Genomic DNA, 23,312 nt, shown 5'->3' with positions numbered 1-23,312 from the left:
TCAAACGGCCATGATCTCCGCTTCTTTCGCGGTGACCAGACGGTCGATTTCCGCGATGTGCTTGTCGGTGACCTTCTGGATGTCGGCTTCGGCGCGCTTCTGATCGTCTTCCGAGGCCAGCTTGTCCTTCACGAGCTTCTTGACCGCTTCGTTCGCATCACGGCGCAGGTTGCGCGTGGCGATCTTGGCGCTTTCGCCTTCGTTGCGGACCAGCTTGGTCATTTCCTTGCGGCGCTCTTCGCTCATCGCGGGCAGCGGCACGCGGATCAGGTCGCCCATCGAGGCCGGGTTCAGGCCCAGGTCGCTTTCGCGGATGGCCTTCTCGATCTTGGCGCCCATGCCCTTTTCCCAGGGCTGGACGCTGATGGTGCGCGAGTCGAGCACCGACACGTTGGCCACCTGGCTCAGCGGCACCTGCGAACCGTAGTAGTCGACATGGATCGAGTCGAGCAACGCCGAGTTGGCACGGCCCGTACGGATCTTGGTGAGGTTGTTCTGAAAGGCGGCGAGCGACTGATTCATCTTCGCGTCGGTCGCACTGCGAATGTCTGCAATGGTCATCTCATTTACTCCTAGGCATGCACCAGCGTGCCCTCGTCCTCGCCCATCACGACGCGCTTGAGGGCGCCGTTCTTGAGGATCGAGAACACCTTGATCGGCAACTTCTGGTCGCGGCACAGCGCAAAGGCCGTGGCGTCCATGATGCCGAGGTTCTTGGCAATCGCCTCGTCGAAACTCAACGAAGCGTAGCGGGTTGCATGCGGGTCGATTTTCGGATCGGCCGTGTACACGCCGTCCACCTTGGTCGCCTTGAGCACCAGCTCGGCGCCGATTTCGGCACCGCGCAGCGCGGCGGCCGTGTCGGTTGTGAAGAAGGGGTTGCCGGTACCGGCAGCGAACACCACGACCTTGCCCTCTTCGAGGTACTGCAAGGCCTTGGGGCGCACGTAGGGCTCGACCACCTGCTCGATGGCAATGGCGGACATCACGCGGGCCACGAGGCCCTGCTTGTCCATCGCGTCGGCGAGTGCCAGCGAGTTCATGACGGTGGCCAGCATGCCCATGTAGTCGGCCGTGGCACGGTCCATGCCCACGGAGCCTCCCGCGACACCGCGGAAGATGTTGCCACCGCCGATCACGACCGCCACCTGGACACCCATGTGCACGACCTCGGCCACCTCTTCGACCATGCGAACGATGGTGGCGCGGTTGATGCCGAAGGCGTCGTCGCCCATCAGTGCCTCACCCGACAGCTTCAACAAGATTCGCTTGTGGGCTGGGCGGGCATCAGACATGGGCATATTCCTTAGAGGGTTGGCGGGGGCGAGTGTAAAACGTGGCGGTGAAAAAGCGGCGGCACGCTGTCGCGCACCGCCGCTTGAAGGCCAGCCGGATCAGGCGGCAGCCTTGGCAGCAGCGACTTGGGCGGCGACTTCTGCAGCGAAGTCGTCGACCTTCTTCTCGATGCCTTCGCCGACGACGTACAGGGTGAAGCCCTTGATCGTGGTTTCAGCGGCCTTGAGCATCTGCTCGACGGTCTGCTTGTCGTTCTTCACGAACGGCTGGTTGTGCAGCGAGACTTCCTTGAGGTACTTCTGCACGCCGCCTTCGATGCGCTTGGCAACGATGTCGGCCGGCTGGGGCTTCTTGCCTTCGGCTTCGGCAACCTTGCGGTCTTCTTCAGCCTTGCCGGCGGCCACAGCGCGCTCTTTTTCGATCAGGTCGGCGGGCACGTCCGATGCCTGGACGGCGACCGGCTTCATGGCGGCGATGTGCATCGCGACGTCCTTGGCCGAGGTGTCGTCACCTTCGAATTCGACCATCACGCCGATGCGCGTGCCGTGCAGGTACGACGCCAGCTTGCCGTTGCCGGCAAAGTGCTTGAAGCGGCGGAAGCTCATGTTCTCGCCGATCTTGCCGATCAGGCCCTTGCGCACGTCTTCGAGCGTGGGGCCGAAGCCGTCTTGCTCGTAGGGCAGCGCACCCAGCGCAGCGATGTCCGCGGGGTTGTTCTTGGCGACCAGCATCGCGGCAGCATTGGCCAGGGTCAGGAAGCTGTCGTTCTTGGTGACGAAGTCGGTTTCGCAGTTGATTTCGATCATGCCGCCGGCAGCGCCGTCGACGAAAGCAGTGACCACGCCTTCAGCGGTGATGCGGCCCGATGCCTTGCCAGCCTTGTTGCCGAGCTTGATGCGCAGCAGTTCTTCGGCCTTTTCCATGTTGCCGTCGGCCTCGGTCAGGGCCTTCTTGCATTCCATCATCGGCGCGTCGGTCTTTGCGCGCAGTTCGCCGACCATGCTTGCGGTGATTGCAGCCATTGTTCTATCTCCGTAAATCCAAAATTCAGGTTAAAAAAAAGGGGCACCAAAGCCCCTTCTTCAGGCTCGCGAACGCGCCTATCAGGCCGAAGCGCCTTCTTCGACTTCGACGAATTCGTCGCTGCTGCCTTCGGCGACAGCCTTGACCACGTCACCACCGGCGCTGTTGCGGCCTTCGATGATGGCGTCGGCGATGCCGCGGGCATACAGCATGACGGCCTTCGACGAGTCGTCGTTGCCGGGGATCACGTAGTCGATGCCTTCGGGCGAGTGGTTGGAGTCAACCACGCCGATCAGCGGAATGCCGAGCTTCTTAGCTTCGGCCACGGCGATCTTGTGGAAGCCCACGTCGATCACGAAGATGGCGTCCGGCAGCGCAGCCATGTCCTGGATGCCGCCGATGTCCTTCTCGAGCTTCGCGATTTCGCGCGAGAACGTGAGCTGTTCTTTCTTGCTCAGGCTGTCGAGGCCGGCTTCTTGCTGGGCCTTCATGTCCTTCAGACGCTTGATCGAGGTCTTGACGGTCTTGAAGTTGGTCAGCATGCCGCCGAGCCAGCGGGTGTCGACGAAAGGCACGCCGGCGCGGCGGGCCTCTGCAGCGACGATTTCACGGGCTTGACGCTTCGTGCCGACCATCAGGATCGTGCCGCGATTGGCCGTGAGTTGCTTGGCGTACTTCATCGCGTCCTGGAACATCGGGAGCGACTTTTCCAGGTTGATGATGTGAATCTTGTTGCGGTGACCGAAGATGAACGGAGCCATCTTGGGGTTCCAGAAGCGGGTTTGGTGACCGAAGTGGACACCGGCTTCCAGCATTTCGCGCATGGTGGTCGACATTGAATTTACTCCAAAGGTTGGGTCTAAAATCCAGCCCGTTTTGCGCCCCTTCGACGGGGTCGCAACACCTTGATTGGGCCGGTTTGCGGATGTGCTTGACTGGCGGCGACAAAACTGTCGCATAACCAGCGAAACCCAAAGAGTATAGCACGGCGGCCACGCCCTCCTCCCTCGAACCGAGCCGTTCCAAGGTACCCTCGAAGCCATGAACGACCTTCACGCCACCCGTCTCACCCTTCTGGCTGGCGATTCCGATGCGCGCACCGAAATGGAGCGCGCCATCGCCGTCTCCGAATCCTCGGCCTGCGCCCACGTTTTTACCCGCACGATGTACGACGAGGCCCGCGCGACGGCCGCTGCGTCTGCGCCCGAAAGCCGCCTCGCCGGGCTCGCCTTCACCAGCAAAGACCTGTTCGATGTCGCCGGCCAGCCGACGCCCGCCGGCTCGGCCGTGCTCGCGCACGCACCGGCCGCCCAGGCCGACTCACTCGCCGTGGCGCGGCTGCGTGCAGCCGGCGGCGTGCTGACCGGGCGCACCAACATGACGGAGTTCGCTTTTTCCGGCGTCGGCGTCAATCCGCACCACGGTACGCCAGCCAACGTGAGCGACACCGCCACGCCGCGCATTCCGGGCGGCTCGTCGTCCGGCGCAGCAATCTCGGTGGCGAGCGGTGCGGCCTTCATCGGCCTGGGCTCCGACACCGGCGGCTCGATCCGCATTCCAGCCGCACTGAACGGCATCGTCGGTTTCAAGAACACCGCCCGCCTCACGCCGGCCGATGGCGCGCTGCCGCTGTCGACCACGCTCGACACCGTCTGCGCCATGACCCGCTCGGTGCGCGACGCCATCACTGCGCACGAAATCCTCTCGGCGCGTCAGGTCACGCCCGGCTCGGTGCCGCTGTCGGCCTATCGACTGGCCGTCGTGAAGAACATCTTCCTCGACGACGTCGAGCCCGTCGTGGCCACAGCCTTCGAGCGCACCCTGGCCACCCTGCGCGCCACGGGCGTCCATATCCAGGAGATCGCGCTGCCCGAGCTGGCCGACCTGCAGACCATCAACGCCACCGGCGGCTTCTCGGCGGCCGAATCGTATGCCTGGCACCGGCTGCTGCTGGAGCGCAGCGGCGCCGGCTACGACCCGCGCGTGGCGCAGCGCATCCTGCGCGGCGCCGGCATGAAGGCGCACGAGTACATCGACCTGGTCCACGCCCGCCGCGACTGGATCACCCGCGTCGAAAAGGCGCTGGCGCCATTCGACGCCGTGCTGTCGCCGACCGTGCCAATCACGGCGCCGTCCATCGCCAGCGTGGAGCCGGGCGCCGAGCGCGACGACGCGTTTTTCCGCGTCAACGCGCTGCTGCTGCGCAACCCGTCGATCATCAACATGCTCGACGGCTGCGCCATCTCGCTGCCCTGCCACGTCGCCGGCGAACTGCCGGTCGGCCTGATGCTGTGGCATGCCGCGATGCACGACGACGCCGTGCTCGCGATGGCGCTCCAGGCCGAACGCGCGCTACAGAAATAACAGCTGTCACCGCCCGCCTCACGGGCGTCAGCCGCCTCTTTTATCTAGAACATTTCAATGAAAATCGCGATCGTGGGCGCCGGCATCATCGGCGTCACCACCGCCTGGGAACTGGTTTCCGACGGCCATGAAGTGACCGTGTTCGAGCGCCGCGGCGCCGCCGCAGAAGAAGCCAGTTTCGCCAACGCCGGCGTGGTCGCCCCCGGCTACGTCACACCGTGGGCCGCACCGGGCATGCGCGGCAAGGTGCTGCGCTCGCTGCTGTCCTCGCACGGCGCCATCAAGCTGCGCTGGCCGCTGAGCACGCGCGACCTCGGCTGGATGTCGCGCTGGCAGAAGGCCTGCAAGATCGAAACCTACCTGGCCAACCGCGCCCGCATGCAGCGGCTGGCCTTCTACAGCCGCACGCGGCTGCACGCGGTGACCGAAGCGCGCGAGCTGAGCTACGAACGCAGCGACGGCTACCTGGTGCTGCTGCGCTCCAAGCGCGAAATGAAGCTGGTGCAGCCCGGGCTCGACGTGCTGCGCGCGGCCGGCAGCGTGTTTCGCGAGATCGACGCCGACGAGGCCCGCCTGATCGAGCCCGCGCTCAACCCCGACACGCCGCTGGCAGGCGCGATCCACCTGCCGGAAGACGAGGTCGCGAACTGCCGCCAGTTCGCGCTGCTGCTCAAGTGGGAGGCCGAGGCGCTGGGTGCGCAGTTCCATTTCAACTGCGACATCGCACCGCTGAGCCGCGCGGCGCCCACCTCGCTGACGCTCGCCAGTGGCTCGGACGCACTGCAGTTCGACGCCATCGTCGTGTGCGCCGGCCTGTCGTCCGCCGCATTGCTGCGTCCGCTGGGACTGCGCATTCCGCTGGCGCCGATTTACGGCCATTCGGTCAGCGCCCCAGTGCGCGAGCCGCTCAATGCACCACGCAGCGCGGTGATGGACGAGCGCTACAAGGTCGCGATCTCCCGCCTGGGCCAGCGCGTACGCGTGGCCGGCAGTGCCGAGATCGGCGGCTCGCCCGACGCCATGAGCCCGGCCGCGATCCAGACGCTCTACAAGGTGCTGCACGACTGGTTTCCGGGTGCGGCCACGCTGCAATCGGGCATCCAGCAATGGAAAGGCGCCCGACCGATGCTGCCCGACGGCCCACCGGTGCTGGGCGCCAGCGGCATTCCCGGCGTGTGGCTCAACCTGGGCCACGGCTCGAGCGGCTGGGCGCTGTCGTGTGGCAGCGCACGCGTACTCGGCGACCTGATCGCAGGGCAAGACCCGGGCATCGACCTCGAAGGCCTGGGAATCGAACGGCTCAGTCTTTAGGGCCCCAGCGGCGCAGTTGCTCCGGGCTTGCCGGCTTTTCCGTCGGCAGCTCGGGCCGGGGCGCCCACCGTTGGGCAACCAGCCCCAGGATCGCCGGTGCAATCAACCCGAAGAACACCAGCACCAGCAGGTCCACTCCCAGCATCAGCCACTGCGTGCCGGAACCCGCTTCGACCGGCACGTCGAGCCATCGGATCACGCCGATGCCATAGCCCACACCCAGGGCCCAGGCGACGTCGCGCAGCGGGACCCGGTGCAACACCTCGGCCAGCAGGAACAGCCCCCACACCACGATCAGCAGGCCGAGCGCCCAGGCCGCGCCAGCGATCATCGCCGCGGCCGTGGCGATGAAGCCGGCAAGGCACGCCAGCAGCAGAACCAGCAGCCAGCCGAAGGTCTTGAGCATCATCGGTCGATGATAGGAGGCACGGCGTCGGCGGCACAATGGATCGATGCACCGCATCACGTCCGCTAGCGCCGCAGATCTGTTCGACATCGCCTCCACGCGCCGCATCGAGCAAGCGGCGGCCTCCGCCCTGCCCGCTCACACGCTGATGCAGCGCGCAGGCCTCGCGGCGGCACGGCTCGCAATGGCGCTTGCGCCGCACGCGCGAACGATCTGGATCGCGTGCGGCCCCGGGAACAACGGCGGCGATGGTTTTGAAGCTGCGGCGCAGTTGCGGCACCGGGGCTTCTTTCCGGTCGTCACCTTCGTGGGGGATGAAGGCCGACTGCCACCGGATGCCAAGACCTCGCTGCAGCGTGCGCGGGATGCGGGCGTCACCTTCGCTTTGGCGCCACCGTCGAGCTTCGAACTGGCGGTGGACGCGCTGCTCGGCATCGGATCGACCCGACCGCCCGCAGGCACGATGGCCGAATGGATTGCGCGGATGCATGCAGGCGCGCAGCCGGTGCTCAGTCTCGATGTGCCTTCGGGCCTTGATGCCGACACCGGCACGTTGCCTTCCGGCACCGATCACGCATCGCGATCGGTCCGCGCCACCCTCACATTCCTCACGCTGAAGCCCGGCCTGTTCACCGCCCAGGGCCGCGATGCGGCCGACACGGTGTGGTTCGATGACCTGGGCTGCAGCGCTTTCGCCCAGGAGAAGCCGACAGCCCGCCTTGCAGGCACGCCCGATATCCGGCCGCGCACCCACGCCTCACACAAGGGCAGCAACGGCGATGTCGCAGTGATCGGCGGCGCCTCAGGCATGGCCGGCGCCGCGCTGCTGGCCGGCGCGGCCGCCCTCCATGCGGGCGCGGGACGCGTGTTCGTCGGATTGCTCGATCCCCGCGCAGCACCGGTCGACACCTCACAGCCCGAGTTGATGCTGCGCGACGCCCATGTGCTGGACCTCGCGGGCATGACGGTCGTGTGCGGCTGCGGTGGCGGCGATGCCGTGCGCGAACTGCTGCCGCGCGTGCTGTCGACAGCCGTCGCGCTGGTGCTCGACGCCGACGCGCTCAACGCCATCGCCGCCGATCCGTCACTTCAAACGCAACTGGTCGCGCGGGGTCAGACTGGCGCACCCACCGTGCTCACGCCGCACCCATTGGAAGCCGCGCGCCTGCTCGGCGACACGACGGGCGGCGTGCAGGCGAACCGCCTCGCTGCAGCCCGCGCGCTGGCGTCGCGCTTCGGCGCGGTGACGGTGCTCAAAGGTTCAGGAACGGTGATTGCCGATGCGGGCGACGAGCCGCCGGTCATCAACCCGACCGGCAATGCCCGCCTTGCCACCGCAGGCACGGGCGACGTGCTCGCCGGCATGATCGGCGCGGCGCTTGCGATGCGCCGACCCGCGTTCGAAGCAGCATGCGAAGCCGTCTGGCAGCACGGCCACATCGCCGACACGTGGCCGGCCGATGCGGCCCCGCTCACGGCGGGTGCGTTGGCCCGCCGCGCGCCCTTCTGAACGCAGGACTCAGCCGCGCCCGACGAAGGGCATCTTCGTCGCCATGATGGTGTGGAAGAGCACATTGGCTTCCAGCGGCAGGTTCGCCATGTAGAGCACCGACTGGCCGACGATCTTGACGTCGATCAGCGGCTCGATCGCGAGCTCGCCGTTGGCCTGCGGCACGCCAGTAGCCATGCGTGCGGCCAGTTCGGTCATGGCATTGCCTACGTCCACCTGCCCCACTGCGATGTCGTACTTGCGGCCATCGAGCGAGGCCGTTTTGGTCAGCCCTTCGACCGCGTGCTTGGTCGAGGTGTAGGCCGCCGAATTCGGCCGCGGCGTGGTCGCCGAGATCGAGCCGTTGTTGATGATGCGGCCACCCCGCGGCGTCTGCGCCTTCATCGTGCGGAAGGCCTGCTGGATGCAGAAGAACATGCCGGTGAGGTTGATGTCGACCACGCCCTTCCATTGCTCAGGCGTCCAGTCTTCGAACGGGCCCGGCGGGTTGCCCACGCCGGCGTTGTTGAACAGCAGGTCGACGCGCCCGAAGCGCTCGACCGTGGCGCCGAACAGCGCCTGCACCGAGTCGGCATTGGCAACGTCGGTCGGCACCGCGAAGGCGCGCGCACCGGCGCCCGATTCTTCCGCCACCTGCTCCAGCGGCTCGAGGCGGCGCCCCGCAAGGGTCACGCTCCAGCCGTCAGCCAGCAGGGCCAGCGCGGCCGCGCGGCCGATGCCCGACCCGGCGCCCGTGACGATCGCGATGCGGCCCTTGTTGTTTTCCACGCTCATGCTTCATGTCTCCTTGTCAGCTGGTCCATACACACGGTAAACAAAGTAGTGTGCACGGCGCATCTCATCCACGGCGAGGCTTGCGCCCCTTGCCCTGCATCTTGTTGGCGGCTTTCTTCACCGCCGACTTGAAGGCCTGCATGGCCGACTGCGGGCCGACGGCCGCCACGGCAACGCCACTGCCGTGCTCCGAACGCGGCTCGCCACCGGCCTCCGCCTTGTGGCGGGCGCTTCGCTTGGTCGAGGCCTTCACCGGTGCGCTACCTTTGTCCTTCATGGCGCGCGAGGTCAGGTCTTCACCTTCGCGCACGAGGCGGAAATCGATCTTGCGGCCATCGAGGTCGACACGGCTCACCTGCACCCGCACCCGCGTGCCGATGGCGTAGCGGATGCCGGTGCGCTCGCCGCGCAGCTCCTGGCGCATCTCGTCGAACTTAAAGTATTCGCCGCCGAGCTCGGTGATGTGGACCAGGCCCTCGACGTACATCGCATCGAGCGTGACGAAGATGCCGAAGGTGGTGGCCGCGGAGACCACGCCGCCATACTCCTCGCCGAGGTGCTCGCGCATGTACTTGCACTTGAGCCAGGCCTCGACGTCGCGGCTGGCCTCGTCGGCGCGGCGTTCGTTGGCGCTGCAATGCAGGCCCGCCGCTTCCCATGCCAGCACTTCCTTGGTCGGTGCGATCGTGGCTTTTTGCGGCTTGGTCGTTGGCGCCTTCACACGCGAAGCCAGGCGCTTGGCCAGCTTGGCATGCGCCTCGCCCGGTGTCGGCAGCATCGGCAACTGGTAGCGCGTCTTGCCGAGGATCGCCTTGATCACGCGGTGCACCAGCAGGTCGGGGTAGCGACGGATCGGGCTCGTGAAGTGCGTGTAAGCCTCGTAGGCCAGGCCGAAGTGGCCGCTGTTGAACGGCGTGTAGATCGCCTGCTGCATCGAGCGCAGCAGCATCGTGTGGATCTGCTGCGAGTCGGGACGTTCCTTGGTGGCTTCGGCGATCGCCTGGAACTCACCGGGACGCGGATCGTCGGTGATGCTCAAGCCCACGCCCATGGCCTTCAGGTAGCCGCGCAGGATTTCCTTCTTCTCCGGCGTCGGACCTTCGTGCACACGGAACAGGCCCGGGTGCTTGCCTTCGGCGATGAAGTCGGCGCTGCAGACGTTGGCGGCGAGCATCGCTTCTTCGATGATCTTGTGCGCCTCGTTGCGCGTGCGCGGCACGATCTTCTCGATGCGGCCGGCGTCATCGCAGATGATCTGCGTCTCGGTGGTTTCGAAGTCGACCGCACCACGCTTGCTGCGCTGCTTGAGCAGTGCCTTGTATACGTCGGCGAGGTTCAGCAGGTCCTTGACGCGCTCCTTGCGCTTGGCGGCTTCGGGGCCGCGCGTGTTGCCGAGGATGGCCGCGACTTCGGTGTACGTGAAGCGCGCATGGCTGAACATCACGGCCGGATAGAACTGGTAGGCGTAGATCTCGCCGTCGGCCGCGACCAGCATGTCGCACACCATGCACAGGCGCTCGACCTCGGGGTTGAGCGAGCACAGGCCGTTCGAGAGCTTCTCTGGCAGCATCGGAATCACGCGGCGCGGGAAGTAGACACTGGTGGCGCGGTCGTACGCATCGATGTCGATGGCCGAGCCGGTCTGCACATAAGCACTGACGTCGGCGATGGCCACCAGCAGTCGCCAGCCCTTGCCGCGCCCCACCTTCGCGGGCTCGCAGTACACGGCGTCGTCGAAGTCTCGGGCGTCTTCGCCGTCGATGGTGACGAGTGGCACGTCGGTGAGGTCGATGCGGCCCTTCTTGTCGGCGGGGCGCACCTTCTCGGGCAGGGCCTTGGCCAGCGCCAGGCACTCCGCGGAAAACTCATGCGGCACGCCGTACTTGCGCACGGCGATCTCGATTTCCATGCCGGGGTCGTCGATCTCGCCCAGCACTTCTCTCACGCGGCCCACGGGCTGGCCGAACAAGGCCGGCGGCTCGGTGAGCTGGACGACCACCACCTGACCGACCTTGGCAGGGCCGGTGGCCCCCTTCGGGATCAGGACGTCCTGGCCGTAGCGCTTGTCTTCCGGTGCAACGAGCCAGATCCCGCCTTCGTGCAGCAAGCGGCCGATGATCGGCTGCTCGGGCCGCTCGACGATCTCGACCACGCGCCCTTCGGGGCGGCCGCGGCGGTCCTGTCGCACGATGCGCGCCTTGACGCGATCCTTGTGCAGCACCGCGCGCATTTCGTTCGGCGGCAGGTAAATGTCGGCCTCGCCGTCGTCGCGTTGCACGAAGCCGTGCCCGTCGCGATGTCCTTGAACAGTTCCTTCGATTTCGTCCAACAAGCTGCTGGAAGTGACATTATTTTTGATATGATCTCCTTCTTTCCTGAAATTCAAAACGTGGCTGCTTCTGCAGTCATGTGGGCCCAGATGGCGGAATTGGTAGACGCACTAGTTTCAGGTACTAGCGAGTAACATCGTGGAGGTTCGAGTCCTCTTCTGGGCACCAAGTTTAAACAGACCTTTACCAGGTCATCCGATTGAAGCCACCGGTCTCCGGTGGCTTTTTTCATGGCCGCTCGAAACTGCATCAAACGAGCGACGCGATCGTCAGATCACGCCCTTCGATGTCGGCCATGCGCGCACGATCGCACCCACCCGCCTTCGGCAGCACGCGCACCGCACGAGCCATGTCGTGCAGAAGCTGAAATTTCGACGCACTGAAAAGATCGCGCCAAATTTGTGGATATAATCGTAGTCTTTGCTGAAAAGCAAAATTAGCCCAGATGGCGGAATTGGTAGACGCACTAGTTTCAGGTACTAGCGAGTAACATCGTGGAGGTTCGAGTCCTCTTCTGGGCACCAATATTGAACAGACCCTTACCAGGTCTTCTGACAAAAGCCACCGGCCTCCGGTGGCTTTTTTCTTGGCCGTTTGAATCAGGCGCATCAAACGGGCAACGCGATCAGGTCGTGACCTTCGGCGCCGACGATGCGCGCACGCGTGAACTCGCCGACCTTCATCGTCTTGCTGATCTTTTCGGGCGGCAGGAGGCGAACGGTGCCGTCGATCTCCGGCGCATCGGCGTACGTGCGCCCCACCCCACCCTTGCGGCCCATGCCCGGCGCTGAATCGACCAGCACCTGCATCGTCGAGCCGACGCGCTTTTGCAGCTTGGCAATCGACACGGCCTCGGCCACCTCCATGAAGCGGGCACGGCGCGCTTCGCGCTCGGCTTCGGGCAGCATGCCCGGAATGTCGTTGGCGGTTGCACCTTCGACCGGGCTGTAGGCAAAACAACCCGCGCGATCAATCTCGGCTTCGCGGATGAAGTCGAGCAGGTGCTCGAACTCCTGCCCCGTCTCGCCCGGGAACCCGGCGATGAAGGTGCTGCGAATCACGAGCTCGGGGCAGGTTTCGCGCCAGCGCGCGATCCGCTCTAGGTTCTTTTCGCCGCTGGCCGGCCGCTTCATGCGCTTGAGCACGTCAGGGTGGCTGTGCTGCAGCGGCACGTCGAGGTACGGCAGCACTTGGCCGCTCGCCATCAACGGGATGATTTCGTCGACGCTCGGATACGGGTAGACGTAGTGCAGGCGCACCCAGGCGCCATATGGCTCGGCGATTTCGCCCAGCGTGCGCACGAGTTCGAGCATGCGGGTCTTGACCGGCTTGCCGTCCCAAAAACCAGTGCGGTACTTCACGTCGACCCCGTAGGCCGAGGTGTCCTGGCTGATCACCAGCAGCTCTTTCACGCCACCCTCGAACAGGGCCTTGGCTTCGCTGAGCACATCGCCCACCGGACGCGAGACGAGGTCGCCGCGCATCGAGGGAATGATGCAGAAGGTGCAGCGGTGGTTGCAGCCTTCGCTGATCTTCAGATAGGCGTAATGCCGCGGCGTCAGCTTGAGGCCCGCCACACCGAAGGTGTTCGGCACAAGATCGATGAATGGGTCGTGCGGCTTCGGCAGGTTGGCGTGCACGGCATCCATCACCTCCTGCGTGGCATGGGGGCCGGTGACGGCCAGCACGCTGGGGTGCATCTGGCGCACCAGGTTGCCACCCTGGTCGCCGGTCTTGGCGCCCAGGCAGCCGGTGACGATCACACGGCCGTTCTCGGCGAGTGCTTCGCCGATGGTGTCCAGGCTTTCCTTCACGGCATCGTCGATGAAGCCGCAGGTGTTGACGATCACGAGGTCGGCGCCCTCGAAAGTCTTGGAGGTTTGATACCCCTCGGCACTCAGCTGGGTCAGGATCAATTCGGAATCGGTCAAAGCCTTGGGACAACCAAGGCTGACAAAGCCGACCTTGGGGGCGGTCGGCGTGACAGTACGTTCAGGGGAGGCAACTTCGCTCATAGGCCTCTATTGTCCCAGCTATCGGTGACAGCGGGGCATTCATCGGGCAGTCGCCCCATTCGGGCGAGCCGCCGCGCGGCACTCAGGGGCGTTTGATGCCAAAGGCGCCCAGCACCTGCTCGGTGTTTTTCTGCATCTGCTCCTGCATCTGCAGGAAGACGTTCTTCGATTGCTCGACGTAGTTGCCCATCAGCCCCTGGATCATCGGCGACTGCATGGTCATGAAGCGCGACCACATCTCGGGCGTCAGGCCTTCGGCCTTTTCGGTGAGCTGGGCCTGCATCTCGGTCATGGCCTGGATGTTCTTCTCGAGGTAGGGGCCCATGTAGCCCTGCATGGCCTGTCCGTAGAAACGGATGATGTTGGCCAACACCTGCTCGGTGAACATCGGCGCGCCGCCCGCCTCTTCTTCCAGAATGATCTGCAGCAGGATGGTGCGCGTGAGGTCGTCGCCGGTCTTGGCGTCGCGCACCACGAACTGCGCGTTCTGGATGACCAACTGCTTGACCTCGGTCAGCGTGATGTACGTGGATGTCTCCGTGTCGTAGAGCCGTCGGTTGGGGTACTTCTTGATCACACGCTGGACCGGCTTCACCCCGGACTTCTTGCTCTGCACTACAGACTCCTTCACATGGACGCCCATGTCATCGGATGATTCTAGGGAGCGGTTTTGCTGCATCGCGACAAGGTTTACCCTGACCGTGATTTTTCTTCACACATCCTGCGCGGTCGCGTACTCGGCGCCACACGCATGACACGCAGCCGTTTCAGGACGCTCCGCGGTGGACGGACGAAAACGCAGCGGAATTTTCTGCCCGTAGACAACCCAGCACCGAGGGCAATGCTCCTGGCCCGCCGTCGGAAGATAAGCACGTGCGCGCTGCTCGGCGCGCTCTTCGGTCACCGGCATGCCCTGTCGTTGAGCGCGCGCTACTTCACGTGCGGCCATGGTGTCGGCGCGACCAGCGGCAAGGTCATTGATGCCGTAAACCGCACGTGCAAATTCGAGAGGGGCTTGCTTGAGCAATGCGGCCACGCGGTGGTCGGCGTGCGCCCGATCAACAGGCGTTGATCGCGTATTCATCAGATCGCTTATCAAGGAAATTCGAGAAGGTTGGCAGACCGCTCAAGGTAGCACAACCACATGGCTCAGGCACTTTGCCTGCACCGCGCGAAGGGCCGCCCGTGAAAGGGGTTTTCGCTTGTGTCGATCGCTCATGGCGACCAGGCCGATCCAGAGACAAACACATCGTCCAAACGACGAACGGGTTGCAGCGAAATCGCTGCAACCCGTGTTTGAATTTGGTAGGCGCGATTGGATTCGAACCAACGACCCCCACCATGTCAAGGTGGTGCTCTAACCAACTGAGCTACGCGCCTAAGAGAAGCATCGAGTATAGCAGGAGAAATGGCCCTTTTCAGCGCCGACGTGCAGATCGCACGCCAGTCACTGCAGTCACCACGCCGAGCACCTGCGTCAGTCGTGCGGCATCGGCGATTTCCACGGTGAAGGTCATCCAGGCCGTGCCCTTGACCGACTGCGTCTGCACACCGATCACGTTCATCTTCTCGCGCGCGAACACGTCGGAGATATCGCGCAGCAGACCCTGGCGGTCGGCCGCTTCCACGGCCACATCCACCGCATAGACCGGCGCATCGGCGCCCTTCTTCGGCAGGCCCCATTCGACATCGATCACGCGCTCGCCGTCCTTCGTGGCCATCGTGCGGAAGTTGCTGCAATCCGCACGATGCACGCTGACGCCATGACCGCGCGTGACGAAGCCGCGGATCGCATCCGGCGGCGCCGGCTTGCAGCACTTGGCGAGCTGCGTCATCAGCGACGACACGCCCACCACGAGCACGCCGCCCTTGCCCGATTTTTCGCTGCCGCGCGCCTTCTTGATCTGCACGCCGTCGTCGGGGTTCAGCGCCGGCTCGGGCGGACGCAGCAGCGTCTCGATGTTGCGCAGCGAGAACTCGTCCTTGCCAACCACCTCGAACAGATGGTCCGCCGACTTGAAGCCGAGCTGCGAAGCCAGGTCCTCGAGCCGCATGGCCGTCTTGCCTTCGCGCTGCAGCAGCTTCTCGACGGCCTCGCGTCCGCGCGCCACGGTCTCGTGCGTGATCTGCGCGTTGAACCAGGCACGCACCTTGGCGCGCGCGCGATGGCTTGCGAGATAACCCAGTTCTGCATTCAGCCAGTCACGCGACGGCCCGCCTTCCTTGGCCGCCATGATCTCGACCGTCTGCCCATTCGACAGCGGCGTGTTGAGCGGCACCATCGCGCCATCGACACGCGCACCGCGGCAGCGATGCCCCAGCGTCGTGTGCACCGTGTAGGCGAAGTCGACCGGCGTCGCGCCCTGCGGCAGTTCGACGATGGCGGCATCGGGCGTGAGCACATAGATGCGGTCGTCGAACAGCCCCTGCCCCTGCAGGCCGCCCGACAGATCGCGCTCCCAGGCCAGCAGCTGGCGCAGCACGGCGATCTTGGCGTCGTATTCGCCGCTCGCCCAGACACCCGCGTAACCCTTGTGGCCTGCTTCCTTGTACGCCCAGTGCGCGGCCACACCATGTTCGGCGTGGTCGTGCATTTCCTCGGTGCGGATCTGGATCTCGATCGGCTTGCCCACCTTGCCGTCGACGATCTCGCGCACCACCGTGTGCAGCGACTGGTAGCCGTTCGGCTTGGGCCGCGCGATGTAGTCGTCAAATTCTTCGTCGATGGGCTGGAAGTGCGAGTGCACCCAGGCCAGCGCGGCATAGCAATCCTTCACGTCCTGCACCACCACGCGCAGCGCGAGGATGTCGAAGACCTGCTCGAAGTCGAGCGACTTGCCACGCATCTTCTTGACGATGCTGTAGATGTTCTTCGGCCGTCCCTGCACCGTGGCCTTGACGCCTTCGGCCTGCAGTTCGTGCTCCAGCTGCGAGCGCAACTGCTCGACGTGGCCTTCGCGCTCGATGCGCTTCTCGTCGAGCAGCCGCGCGATCAGCTTGTAGGTGTCGGGCTCAAGAAAGCGGAACGAGAGGTCTTCGATCTCCCACTTCACCTGCCAGATGCCCAGCCGGTTCGCGAGCGGTGCAAACACCTGCAGCGATTCGCGCGCCACGCTTTCGGGCGCGGGCTGCTTGCTGGCCGCCGCGTGGCGCAGCGTCTGCAGGCGCGAGGCCAGCCGCAGCATCACGACGCGCAGGTCGCGCGAAAACGCGAGCAGCATCTTGCGCACGTTCTCGGTCTGCGCGCCGGCGCCTTCGGCGTGGTGCCCTTGCGACGCCGTGCGCGCCTGCTCCTGCACGCGCACGAGCTTGGTGGTCTCGACCGCGAGCGCCGCGAAGTTGTCGCCGAAGACCTTGGCGATCACTTCCTGCGGGCGGTTCAGGTGCTGGCACGAATACACGAGGTAGCTCGCGGCCTGCATCGCCTCGGAGCCGCCCATCTTCGCGACGATGGCGGCCACCGCATCGGCGTGCGCCAGCGTGTTCTCGCCGGTGTCGAGTTTTTCGTCGGCGATCAGCGGCTCGGCGAACGCGCGGGCGCGCGCCAGCATGTTCTCCATGACCGGCGAGCGGTCGGCCGTAGCGGCCGACAGCGGGTAATCAACCATGACGCCGTCGGACAGGGGTGCCGTCTGAAGGTTCGCAGACTCTCGCTTCACGATGCCCTCAATCGAACAGGAAATTCGTGACGACGGCGACCTGTGCGGGATCGACAAAAGTCGGCGCGTGGCCCACGCCCTCGAACTCGACGAGCGTGGCACGCGGCCCGCGCTGCGTCATCGCCGCTGCCGTCTCGGGCGACAGCAGGTCGGACACCGCACCGCGCGTGAGCAGCGTGCGCGCTTCGATGGCGTCGTACAGGCTCCACATCACGGCCCCGCCCTGCGCTGCGATTTCGGGCGTGATGGCGCGCAGCGGCACGCCGATGGCCGGGTCGTAGTGCAGCACCCAGGCGCCCTCGCCCACCGGGCTGGCACTGGCGGTCTTGGCGGCACCGTCGGCGCTGCGCTCGGACGCCGGCACCACCATGTGCTGCGACAGCGCCCCCCACTGTTCCGGCGTGTGCGGCCCGAAGGTGGTCGACAGCGCCCACATCGCATCGGCCGCGGCCTGCACGCTCGAAAACTGGCCGCTCTTTCCCACATACGCGCCGATGCGCTGGATGGCTGCGGGCTCGACCGTGGGGCCGACATCGTTCGCGACGAAACGGCGAATGGGCCGTGGCAGCGGCAGTTCCTTGTGGCCGGCCAGCACGAAGCCGATCAGCCCGCCCATGCTGGTGCCGACGTAGTCGAGCGTGCCGATGGGATGTTCGCCGTGCAGCTGCGCAATCAGCGTCACCATGTCGGCCGCGTACACCGGCACTTGATAGAAAGCGGGGTCGCGCAGCCAGTCGCTGCGGCCGCGCCCGACGACGTCGGGGCAGACCACGCGCACATCGCCGCCCGCGCGCGCCACGATGGCTTGCGCGAGCACGTCGAAATCGCGCCCCTGCCGGGTCAGCCCGTGCACGCAGACCACGACATGCGCGCTGTGCGCGTCGCCCCATTGCCAATAGGCCATGCGATGACCGCCCTGGGCGTCGTTGCAGGCCACGTCGTGAAGGGTCGGTTCTGTCATGGAAACGGAGGGGTTCAGGTGCGGATAATGGTCTCGTTGCATCCTAATTCATCCGGAGATTGATCTTCATGCTCAAAGGCAAAACCGCGCTTGTCACGGGGTCCACCAGTGGCATTGGCTTCGCCATCGCCACCGCGCTGGCCCAACAGGGCGCACACATCGTGCTCAACGGTTTCGGCGACGCCGAAACCCCCAAGGCCCAGATCGAGGCGCTCGGCGTGCGTGCCGAATACCACGGGGCCGACATGAGCAAGCCCGACCAGATCGAGGACATGATGAAGTTCGCCGTGTCGAAGTTCGGCCGCGTCGACATCCTCGTGAACAACGCCGGCATCCAGCACGTCGCCAAGGTCGAAGACTTCCCGACCGAACGTTGGGACGCGATCATCGCCATCAACCTCACGAGCGCCTTCCACACGACGCGCCTGGCGATTCCCGCGATGCGCGGGGCCAACTGGGGCCGCATCATCAACGTCGCGTCGGCGCACGGGCTCGTGGCCTCGGCGCAGAAGTCGGCCTATGTCGCGGCCAAGCACGGCATCGTGGGGCTGACCAAGTCGGTGGCGCTCGAAACCGCCACCACCGGCGTCACCTGCAATGCGATCTGCCCGGGCTGGGTGCTCACGGCGCTGGTGCAAAAGCAGATCGACGACCGCGCGGCACGCGAAGGCATTTCGGCCTTGCAGGCGCAGAACGAATTGCTGGGGGAAAAGCAGCCCTCGCTGCAGTTCACGACGGTCGAGCAACTGGGTGGGCTGGCCGTCTTCCTGAGCTCTCCCGCAGCCGATCAGGTGCGGGGTGTCGCCTGGGCCATGGATGGCGGCTGGACGGCTCAGTAAATAAATAGAGAGATCCGGAAAACGCCGGCGGCATCGGCCCGCCGACGCTGCACGCTTCTTACTTGAGCTGCACCGAGCCGGAGACGTTCACGACCACGTTGGTCTTGCCCGCCTCCACCGGCACGGCCGAATCGGCCGCCGAGAACGACTTGGCCTGCATGGCCATCACGCGCGGACGGATCGGGCCGCTGTCGTTCGCGTTCACCGACACCTCGCGCAGCGTGTAGCCGCCGAAGCCGAAGCCCTTGGCCAGCTCGCCGGCCTTCTGCTTGAAGTTGTCGATGGCGATGTTCTGCGCCTCGGTCTCGGTCTTGGCGCGCTGTTCGCGGCTCAGGCCGAAGCCGACATTGCCCACGCTGAGCGTGCTGATGCGCCCGGCCGTCTGGGTGATGCGCGCGAAGTCGCGGCCTTCGAGCACGAGTTCGGTCGAGCCTTGCCAGCCGTTGATCTTGCCGTCCTTGGTGTAGCGCGGCGAGAGGCTGAAGTTGCCCGTGCGCACGTCGAGCTGGCCCGGCTGCGCATTCTTCTTGGCTTCAGCCAGCGCGGCGTCGAGGGCGGTCTTGAGCTGGCTCTGCACGGTGCCCGCCTCGGCGGCATCGCGCGTGGTGACGAGGGTCATGCTCAGCAGGTCTTGCTGAACTTCGACGGTGCCGGAGGCCGACAACTGAAGCACGTTTTGTGGAGCAGGCATGACGGCATTCTGGGCCAAGGCGGCCCCGGCAAAGGTCAGCGCGGCGCAGGCCGCGATCAATCGAACAGTCTTCAAGACAGATTTCTCCCTGGTGGATGCGAGGAAAAGCCCTCGCCTGCGCCCTCTTCTTCAGTGACGCAGGCTGCGCGGCGCGGTTTGCGGACTGGCAACGGGCTGCGGTACCGGCACGATGCGCTCGGCAGGCTGTGATTCTGCCGAATTCAGCAGGACACCCGTTCCTGCGGGCACCCACTGCCCCCGGACCTGCTGGCGCAACTCGAACAGTTCGCCCGCCGTGAGACGGCGTCCGGCCAGCGCTTCGCCGCGGCGCTGCTCTTCCCGCTGGGCCGCCCGGTGCGCGGCCACGGCATCGCGCACTTCGCTGCGGCGCCCTTCACTGACCCGTAAAAACCCTTCGGAAACGGCGGACGTCGCACCACAAGCGCAAGCGAAAAAAAGCAGAGGCAAGGCGAAAAAAGAAGGTCTCATCGAGCAATCGTCATAAGGCAGCACGGACTGTGCCACCGCTGGGCAAAGCCCGGATGACCAGAGCGCGAGCGCCCGCAAGTTGTGTAACTTAGTGTCAACCACTACGGAATTCGGCAGCAATGGGGTCCTAACGCCTTCAGAATCGGCGCTGTTACAAATTCAACGTTGTAGAAATGACTCAAGTTCCCGCTCGCACCGACAAGATCGTGATCGTCGACGACGACGCCCGCATCCGCGACCTCCTGCGCCGCTACCTGACACAGGAAGGATTCGAAGTGATCGTGGCCGAGGACGGCAAGGCGCTCAACCGCATCCTGTTGCGCGACACGGTCGATTTGATCGTGCTCGACCTGATGATGCCCGGCGAAGACGGTCTCTCGGTGTGCCGCCGCCTGCGTGCCGCCAACGACCGCACGCCGATCATCATGCTCACCGCCAAGGGTGAAGACGTGGACCGCATCGTCGGTCTCGAAGTCGGCGCCGACGACTACCTCGGCAAGCCCTTCAACCCACGCGAACTGCTGGCCCGCGTGCACGCCGTGCTGCGCCGCCGTCCGCCGCTCGAGGCGCCGGGCGCTCCCTCCACCGAGAACGAGACCGTCACCTTCGGTCCGTTCGCCTTCGACCTCGGCTCGCGCACCCTGAAGAAGGACGGCGAAGAACTCTCGCTGACCACCGGCGAGTTCGCGATGCTGAAGGCGCTGGTGCGCCACCCGCGCCAGCCGCTGTCGCGCGAAAAGCTGGCCCAGCTGGCACGCGGCCGCGAGTTCGAACCCTTCGACCGCAGCCTGGACGTGCAGATCTCGCGCCTGCGCAAGCTGGTCGAGTCCGACGCCGCGGCGCCGCGCTACATCCAGACCGTCTGGGGCGTGGGCTACGTGTTCGTGCCGGACGGCACGGCCTGACGCCCCGCTGAGAGGTGGCCATCGGCCTCCATTCCGCCCGACCTGACCCGGCCCAGGAGGACGGTGCGCAGGTCACGATGCCGAGCCCGCTCGAAGCGAGCGCGCAACGTGACCGCCGCCCCGGCCTCAAGCTGGGCTTCAGCCTTTTCTGGCGCACTTTTTTCCTGCTCGCACTGCTGCTGATCGGCTGCACGGTCGCCTGGCTGCAGACCTTCCGCTCGCTCGAGTACGAGCCACGCGCGATCCAGACCGGGCACCAGATCGCCTCGCTCGTGAACCTCACGCGCGCGGCGCTGGTGTATTCGGACGCGATCACGCGGGTCTCGCTCATCAAGACGCTGGCCGACCAGGAAGGCGTGCGCATCCTGCCGCGCGAACCCAACGACCGCTTCCAGCCCTACACCAGCGGCGCGCTCGACGAGCGCGTCACCGAAGAGCTGATCGCGCAATTGGGCGAAGGCACCACCGTGGCCAGCCGCGTGAACGACGAGGCCGGCCTGTGGATCGGCTTCACCATCGAGAGCGACACCTACTGGCTGCTGCTCGATCCCACGCGCTTCAGCCGCGTGGGCGGGCGCACGTGGCTGGTCTGGCTCAGCACGGCGATGGCGCTCTCGCTCGCCGGCGCGGCGCTGATCACGCGGCTCATCAACCTGCCGCTCAAGCAGCTGTCGCGCGCCACCTTGCAGGTGCGCGAGGGCGAGTACGAGGCGCACCGGCTCGACGAGCGCGCGCGCACCAACGAAATCCGCGCGGTGAACATCGGCTTCAACCGCATGGCCGACCAGCTCGCCAAGATCGAGCAGGACCGCGCCATCATGCTGGCCGGCATCTCGCACGACCTGCGCACACCGCTCGCGCGGCTGCGGCTCGAAACCGAGATGAGCGTGGCCGACGAAGACGCGCGCGACCACATGGCCGCCGACATCGCGCAGCTCGACGCGATCATCGACAAGTTCCTCGACTACGCCCGGCCCGACCACGTCGACCAGCGCCCCGTGCTGCTGCGCGACGTGATCGACGCCTGCACCTACGCCGTGCAGGACTACGAAGAGATGAACATCCACGTCGACGTGCCCGCCGACCTGAAGGTGATGGGCGACGAGGTGGAGCTCACGCGCGTGATCTCCAACCTGGTCGAGAACGCGCGGCGCTACGGCAAGACGCCGTCGACCGGCGTGGCCGACGTCACGATCCAGGCGCAGGCCAACAACGACGCGGTGCTGATCAAGGTGCGCGACCATGGCGCGGGCGTCGAGCCTGCCCTGCTCGTGCAGCTGACCAAGCCCTTCTTCCGCGGCGACGCGGCACGCACCTCGGCGGCCGGTGCCGGCCTGGGGCTGTCGATCGTGGCGAAGAACATCGAGCGCATGGGTGGCACCTTCGCGCTCACCAGCACGCCGGGCCGGGGCCTTGCGGCCCACATCCGGATGCCGCGCGCGATGCCGGCGAGCATCAACAAGCCCAGCGACCTGCCGGGCAAGAAGCAGGTCGCCTGAAGAACCTGCTGGCGCTCAGCGGTGCAGCAGCACCGCGGCGCGGGCTTCCATTGCCCGCTCCTCGCCCACCGGGCCGAGCTTCTCGGCCGTCTTGGCCTTCACATTGACCTGATCGAGCGCGATGCCCAGCGTGTCGGCGATGCGCTGGCACATGGCCGGGATGTGCGGTGCCAGCTTGGGCGCCTGCGCGATCACGGTGCTGTCGACGTTGCCGATCTCCCAGCCCGCCGCGCGCACGCGGCGCGCCGCCTCGGCCAGCAGCACGGCCGAATCGGCGCCGCGGAACTGGGCGTCGGTATCAGGAAAATGCCGGCCGATGTCGCCCAGCCCGGCACCGCCGAGCAGCGCGTCGGTGATGGCGTGCAGCAGCACGTCGGCGTCCGAATGCCCGAGCAGGCCGGTGATGTGCGGCACCTCGATGCCACCCAGGATGAGCTTGCGCCCCGCCACCAGCTGGTGAACGTCCCAGCCTTCGCCGATGCGGATGTTGAACGGGGTCGTCGTCATGCCATGGCCTTCTTGCGGCCGAGCAGAATCGCCTCGGCCAGTGCGAAATCTTCGGGGAACGTGACCTTGAAGTTCTGTGCGCTGCCGGGCACCAGCAGCGGCGCCAGGCCGATGGTCTCGATGGCGCTGGCCTCGTCGGTCACCACATCGCCCACGCGCTCCAGCGCGTCGAGCAGCATGCCGATGCGGAACATCTGTGGCGTCTGCGCGAGCCACTTGTCGGCGCGCGGCAGGGTCTGGGTCGCGCGGCTGTCGGTCGACGACACCTTCAGCGTGTCGGCCAGCCGCTGTGCCAGCAGGCCGCCGACGGCGTCGTGCTCGCAGGCGGCAATCAGCGCCTCGATCTGGCTGGATGTGACCAGGCAACGCGCCGCGTCGTGCACCAGCACCCAGTCGTGCGCGCCCGCGCCCTTCTGGCGCAGCGCCGCCAGGCCGTTGCGCACCGAGGCGGCGCGCGTCAGGCCGCCTACGCGCAGCAGGTGCTCGCCGGTCGAGGGAAAGCGCGGCAACGCCGTCTGCACCTCGCGGTCGTCGGGCGACACCACCACCGCCACCCCCGCGAAGCGCCCGGCCAGCGCGCGAAACGCGTCCACCGTGTGGGCCACCATCGACTGGCCTGCCAGGCGCCGGTACTGCTTGGGCTGCGTGCCGCCGGCACGGTGGCCGGAGCCGGCACAGGGGATCAGCACGTAGAAACGGGAAGATGACATGAGGGGTGCGGCACGGGCCAATG

Annotated in this window: 23 protein-coding genes and 3 tRNA genes; 9 read left to right on the top strand and 17 right to left on the bottom strand. The window is 66.0% G+C overall.

The window, feature by feature from the left end; all coding sequences use genetic code 11:
- The 4 genes from frr to rpsB all read right to left on the bottom strand — a co-directional run bounded on the left by frr (position 1) and on the right by rpsB (position 3,155).
- Complete coding sequence (gene frr, locus IG196_RS13710; protein ID WP_101493016.1) at positions 1 to 561, bottom strand: ribosome recycling factor; 561 nt, start codon at positions 559 to 561, stop codon at positions 1 to 3.
- 11 nt (positions 562 to 572) lie between these two features.
- On the bottom strand, positions 573 to 1,295 hold the full coding sequence (gene pyrH, locus IG196_RS13705; protein ID WP_101493015.1) for a UMP kinase: 723 nt from the start codon (positions 1,293 to 1,295) through the stop codon (positions 573 to 575).
- Positions 1,296 to 1,394: 99 nt separating this feature from the next.
- Positions 1,395 to 2,318, bottom strand: coding sequence for a translation elongation factor Ts (gene tsf / locus IG196_RS13700; RefSeq protein WP_192196581.1), 924 nt, complete (start codon positions 2,316 to 2,318; stop codon positions 1,395 to 1,397).
- 81 nt (positions 2,319 to 2,399) lie between these two features.
- Positions 2,400 to 3,155, bottom strand: a complete 756-nt coding sequence (gene rpsB / locus IG196_RS13695; RefSeq protein ID WP_192196580.1) for a 30S ribosomal protein S2 — start codon at positions 3,153 to 3,155, stop codon at positions 2,400 to 2,402.
- 205 nt (positions 3,156 to 3,360) lie between these two features.
- Here rpsB and IG196_RS13690 point away from each other — a divergent pair, with 205 nt between their 5' ends.
- Together IG196_RS13690 and IG196_RS13685 are read left to right on the top strand one after the other, a co-directional pair.
- Positions 3,361 to 4,683, top strand: coding sequence for an amidase (locus IG196_RS13690; RefSeq protein ID WP_192196579.1), 1,323 nt, complete (start codon positions 3,361 to 3,363; stop codon positions 4,681 to 4,683).
- A 57-nt stretch (positions 4,684 to 4,740) separates the two neighbouring features.
- Positions 4,741 to 5,994, top strand: a complete 1,254-nt coding sequence (locus tag IG196_RS13685) for a D-amino acid dehydrogenase (RefSeq protein WP_192196578.1) — start codon at positions 4,741 to 4,743, stop codon at positions 5,992 to 5,994.
- Here the strand turns inward: IG196_RS13685 and IG196_RS13680 are convergent.
- The gene (locus tag IG196_RS13680) at positions 5,984 to 6,403 is read right to left on the bottom strand and encodes a hypothetical protein (RefSeq protein WP_192196577.1); all 420 of its coding nucleotides are present in this window, start codon (positions 6,401 to 6,403) and stop codon (positions 5,984 to 5,986) included. The two genes, IG196_RS13685 and IG196_RS13680, sit on opposite strands and share 11 nt — an antisense overlap.
- A 43-nt stretch (positions 6,404 to 6,446) precedes the next feature.
- On the opposite strand from IG196_RS13680, the gene IG196_RS13675 reads away from it, so the two are divergent.
- Positions 6,447 to 7,910 (top strand): NAD(P)H-hydrate dehydratase, encoded by a 1,464-nt coding sequence (locus IG196_RS13675; protein ID WP_192196576.1) that lies wholly within the window; start codon positions 6,447 to 6,449, stop codon positions 7,908 to 7,910.
- A gap of 9 nt (positions 7,911 to 7,919) precedes the next feature.
- Here IG196_RS13675 and IG196_RS13670 read toward each other — a convergent pair whose 3' ends face one another.
- Both IG196_RS13670 and rnr read right to left on the bottom strand, forming a co-directional pair.
- A complete protein-coding gene (locus tag IG196_RS13670) occupies positions 7,920 to 8,684 on the bottom strand; it encodes an SDR family oxidoreductase (RefSeq protein WP_192196575.1) in 765 nt (254 codons plus the stop codon).
- Between the two features lie 64 nt (positions 8,685 to 8,748).
- On the bottom strand, positions 8,749 to 11,016 hold the full coding sequence (gene rnr, locus IG196_RS13665; RefSeq protein ID WP_412556380.1) for a ribonuclease R: 2,268 nt from the start codon (positions 11,014 to 11,016) through the stop codon (positions 8,749 to 8,751).
- A gap of 81 nt (positions 11,017 to 11,097) precedes the next feature.
- Between rnr and IG196_RS13660 the strand changes: the two genes are divergently transcribed.
- Both IG196_RS13660 and IG196_RS13655 read left to right on the top strand, forming a co-directional pair.
- Positions 11,098 to 11,182, top strand: a tRNA-Leu gene (locus IG196_RS13660).
- Positions 11,183 to 11,453: 271 nt separating this feature from the next.
- Positions 11,454 to 11,538, top strand: a tRNA-Leu gene (locus IG196_RS13655).
- A gap of 84 nt (positions 11,539 to 11,622) precedes the next feature.
- On the opposite strand, the gene rimO is transcribed toward IG196_RS13655, so the two are convergent.
- The 6 genes from rimO to IG196_RS13625 all read right to left on the bottom strand — a co-directional run bounded on the left by rimO (position 11,623) and on the right by IG196_RS13625 (position 17,649).
- Positions 11,623 to 13,029, bottom strand: a complete 1,407-nt coding sequence (gene rimO / locus IG196_RS13650) for a 30S ribosomal protein S12 methylthiotransferase RimO (protein WP_192196574.1) — start codon at positions 13,027 to 13,029, stop codon at positions 11,623 to 11,625.
- Between the two features lie 82 nt (positions 13,030 to 13,111).
- Complete coding sequence (gene phaR / locus IG196_RS13645; RefSeq protein ID WP_101493006.1) at positions 13,112 to 13,672, bottom strand: polyhydroxyalkanoate synthesis repressor PhaR; 561 nt, start codon at positions 13,670 to 13,672, stop codon at positions 13,112 to 13,114.
- 69 nt (positions 13,673 to 13,741) lie between these two features.
- Positions 13,742 to 14,065 carry a hypothetical protein gene (locus IG196_RS13640; RefSeq protein WP_225617028.1) on the bottom strand — a complete coding sequence of 108 codons (324 nt, stop codon included), beginning with the start codon at positions 14,063 to 14,065 and terminating at the stop codon, positions 13,742 to 13,744.
- 267 nt (positions 14,066 to 14,332) lie between these two features.
- Positions 14,333 to 14,409 (bottom strand) — tRNA-Val (locus IG196_RS13635).
- Positions 14,410 to 14,447: 38 nt separating this feature from the next.
- Complete coding sequence (locus tag IG196_RS13630) at positions 14,448 to 16,637, bottom strand: RelA/SpoT family protein (protein WP_225617027.1); 2,190 nt, start codon at positions 16,635 to 16,637, stop codon at positions 14,448 to 14,450.
- 58 nt (positions 16,638 to 16,695) lie between these two features.
- Positions 16,696 to 17,649: an alpha/beta fold hydrolase gene (locus IG196_RS13625; RefSeq protein ID WP_225617026.1), complete on the bottom strand. Its 954-nt coding sequence runs from the start codon at positions 17,647 to 17,649 to the stop codon at positions 16,696 to 16,698.
- Positions 17,650 to 17,717: 68 nt separating this feature from the next.
- Between IG196_RS13625 and IG196_RS13620 the strand changes: the two genes are divergently transcribed.
- A complete protein-coding gene (locus tag IG196_RS13620; RefSeq protein ID WP_192196571.1) occupies positions 17,718 to 18,488 on the top strand; it encodes a 3-hydroxybutyrate dehydrogenase in 771 nt (256 codons plus the stop codon).
- 58 nt (positions 18,489 to 18,546) lie between these two features.
- Here the strand turns inward: IG196_RS13620 and IG196_RS13615 are convergent, their stop codons facing one another.
- Positions 18,547 to 19,179 carry an SIMPL domain-containing protein gene (locus tag IG196_RS13615; RefSeq protein WP_225617025.1) on the bottom strand — a complete coding sequence of 211 codons (633 nt, stop codon included), beginning with the start codon at positions 19,177 to 19,179 and terminating at the stop codon, positions 18,547 to 18,549.
- Here IG196_RS13615 and IG196_RS32025 point away from each other — a divergent pair.
- Positions 19,178 to 19,315: a hypothetical protein gene (locus tag IG196_RS32025; RefSeq protein WP_225617024.1), complete on the top strand. Its 138-nt coding sequence runs from the start codon at positions 19,178 to 19,180 to the stop codon at positions 19,313 to 19,315. The genes IG196_RS13615 and IG196_RS32025 overlap by 2 nt on opposite strands.
- On the opposite strand, the gene IG196_RS13610 is transcribed toward IG196_RS32025, so the two are convergent.
- Positions 19,309 to 19,692, bottom strand: a complete 384-nt coding sequence (locus tag IG196_RS13610; RefSeq protein ID WP_225617023.1) for a hypothetical protein — start codon at positions 19,690 to 19,692, stop codon at positions 19,309 to 19,311. The genes IG196_RS32025 and IG196_RS13610 overlap by 7 nt on opposite strands.
- A 149-nt stretch (positions 19,693 to 19,841) precedes the next feature.
- Between IG196_RS13610 and ompR the strand changes: the two genes are divergently transcribed.
- Together ompR and IG196_RS13600 are read left to right on the top strand one after the other, a co-directional pair.
- A complete protein-coding gene (ompR, locus tag IG196_RS13605; protein WP_007837017.1) occupies positions 19,842 to 20,573 on the top strand; it encodes a two-component system response regulator OmpR in 732 nt (243 codons plus the stop codon).
- 77 nt (positions 20,574 to 20,650) lie between these two features.
- The gene (locus IG196_RS13600; RefSeq protein ID WP_101493001.1) at positions 20,651 to 22,072 is read left to right on the top strand and encodes a sensor histidine kinase; all 1,422 of its coding nucleotides are present in this window, start codon (positions 20,651 to 20,653) and stop codon (positions 22,070 to 22,072) included.
- 15 nt (positions 22,073 to 22,087) lie between these two features.
- Here IG196_RS13600 and ispF read toward each other — a convergent pair whose 3' ends face one another.
- The gene (ispF, locus tag IG196_RS13595; RefSeq protein ID WP_192196569.1) at positions 22,088 to 22,579 is read right to left on the bottom strand and encodes a 2-C-methyl-D-erythritol 2,4-cyclodiphosphate synthase; all 492 of its coding nucleotides are present in this window, start codon (positions 22,577 to 22,579) and stop codon (positions 22,088 to 22,090) included.
- Entirely contained in the window at positions 22,576 to 23,289 is a 714-nt protein-coding gene (gene ispD, locus IG196_RS13590) for a 2-C-methyl-D-erythritol 4-phosphate cytidylyltransferase (protein WP_192196568.1), read from the bottom strand. The genes ispF and ispD overlap by 4 nt, the downstream gene beginning before the upstream one ends.
- Positions 23,290 to 23,312: the final 23 nt, after the last annotated feature.

Origin of the sequence: Variovorax sp. 38R (assembly GCF_014843395.1) — a bacterium.
In the GTDB taxonomy this organism is placed as follows: Bacteria; Pseudomonadota; Gammaproteobacteria; order Burkholderiales; family Burkholderiaceae_C; genus Variovorax; species Variovorax paradoxus_H.
Note: the sequence above shows the minus strand (reverse complement) of the source record. Positions and strands in the feature narration are given on the sequence as shown.

Excerpts from the sequence above, each read along its gene's own strand:
- frr (WP_101493016.1), bottom strand. The coding sequence starts at position 561 with ATGACCATTGCAGACATTCGCAGTGCGACCGACGCGAAGATGAATCAG.
- pyrH (WP_101493015.1), bottom strand. The coding sequence starts at position 1,295 with ATGTCTGATGCCCGCCCAGCCCACAAGCGAATCTTGTTGAAGCTGTCG.
- tsf (WP_192196581.1), bottom strand. The coding sequence starts at position 2,318 with ATGGCTGCAATCACCGCAAGCATGGTCGGCGAACTGCGCGCAAAGACC.
- rpsB (WP_192196580.1), bottom strand. The coding sequence starts at position 3,155 with ATGTCGACCACCATGCGCGAAATGCTGGAAGCCGGTGTCCACTTCGGT.
- IG196_RS13690 (WP_192196579.1), top strand. The coding sequence starts at position 3,361 with ATGAACGACCTTCACGCCACCCGTCTCACCCTTCTGGCTGGCGATTCC.
- IG196_RS13685 (WP_192196578.1), top strand. The coding sequence starts at position 4,741 with ATGAAAATCGCGATCGTGGGCGCCGGCATCATCGGCGTCACCACCGCC.
- IG196_RS13680 (WP_192196577.1), bottom strand. The coding sequence starts at position 6,403 with ATGATGCTCAAGACCTTCGGCTGGCTGCTGGTTCTGCTGCTGGCGTGC.
- IG196_RS13675 (WP_192196576.1), top strand. The coding sequence starts at position 6,447 with ATGCACCGCATCACGTCCGCTAGCGCCGCAGATCTGTTCGACATCGCC.
- IG196_RS13670 (WP_192196575.1), bottom strand. The coding sequence starts at position 8,684 with ATGAGCGTGGAAAACAACAAGGGCCGCATCGCGATCGTCACGGGCGCC.
- rimO (WP_192196574.1), bottom strand. The coding sequence starts at position 13,029 with ATGAGCGAAGTTGCCTCCCCTGAACGTACTGTCACGCCGACCGCCCCC.
- phaR (WP_101493006.1), bottom strand. The coding sequence starts at position 13,672 with ATGGGCGTCCATGTGAAGGAGTCTGTAGTGCAGAGCAAGAAGTCCGGG.
- IG196_RS13630 (WP_225617027.1), bottom strand. The coding sequence starts at position 16,637 with ATGGTTGATTACCCGCTGTCGGCCGCTACGGCCGACCGCTCGCCGGTC.
- IG196_RS13625 (WP_225617026.1), bottom strand. The coding sequence starts at position 17,649 with ATGACAGAACCGACCCTTCACGACGTGGCCTGCAACGACGCCCAGGGC.
- IG196_RS13620 (WP_192196571.1), top strand. The coding sequence starts at position 17,718 with ATGCTCAAAGGCAAAACCGCGCTTGTCACGGGGTCCACCAGTGGCATT.
- IG196_RS32025 (WP_225617024.1), top strand. The coding sequence starts at position 19,178 with ATGACGGCATTCTGGGCCAAGGCGGCCCCGGCAAAGGTCAGCGCGGCG.
- IG196_RS13615 (WP_225617025.1), bottom strand. The coding sequence starts at position 19,179 with ATGCCTGCTCCACAAAACGTGCTTCAGTTGTCGGCCTCCGGCACCGTC.
- ompR (WP_007837017.1), top strand. The coding sequence starts at position 19,842 with ATGACTCAAGTTCCCGCTCGCACCGACAAGATCGTGATCGTCGACGAC.
- IG196_RS13600 (WP_101493001.1), top strand. The coding sequence starts at position 20,651 with ATGCCGAGCCCGCTCGAAGCGAGCGCGCAACGTGACCGCCGCCCCGGC.
- ispF (WP_192196569.1), bottom strand. The coding sequence starts at position 22,579 with ATGACGACGACCCCGTTCAACATCCGCATCGGCGAAGGCTGGGACGTT.
- ispD (WP_192196568.1), bottom strand. The coding sequence starts at position 23,289 with ATGTCATCTTCCCGTTTCTACGTGCTGATCCCCTGTGCCGGCTCCGGC.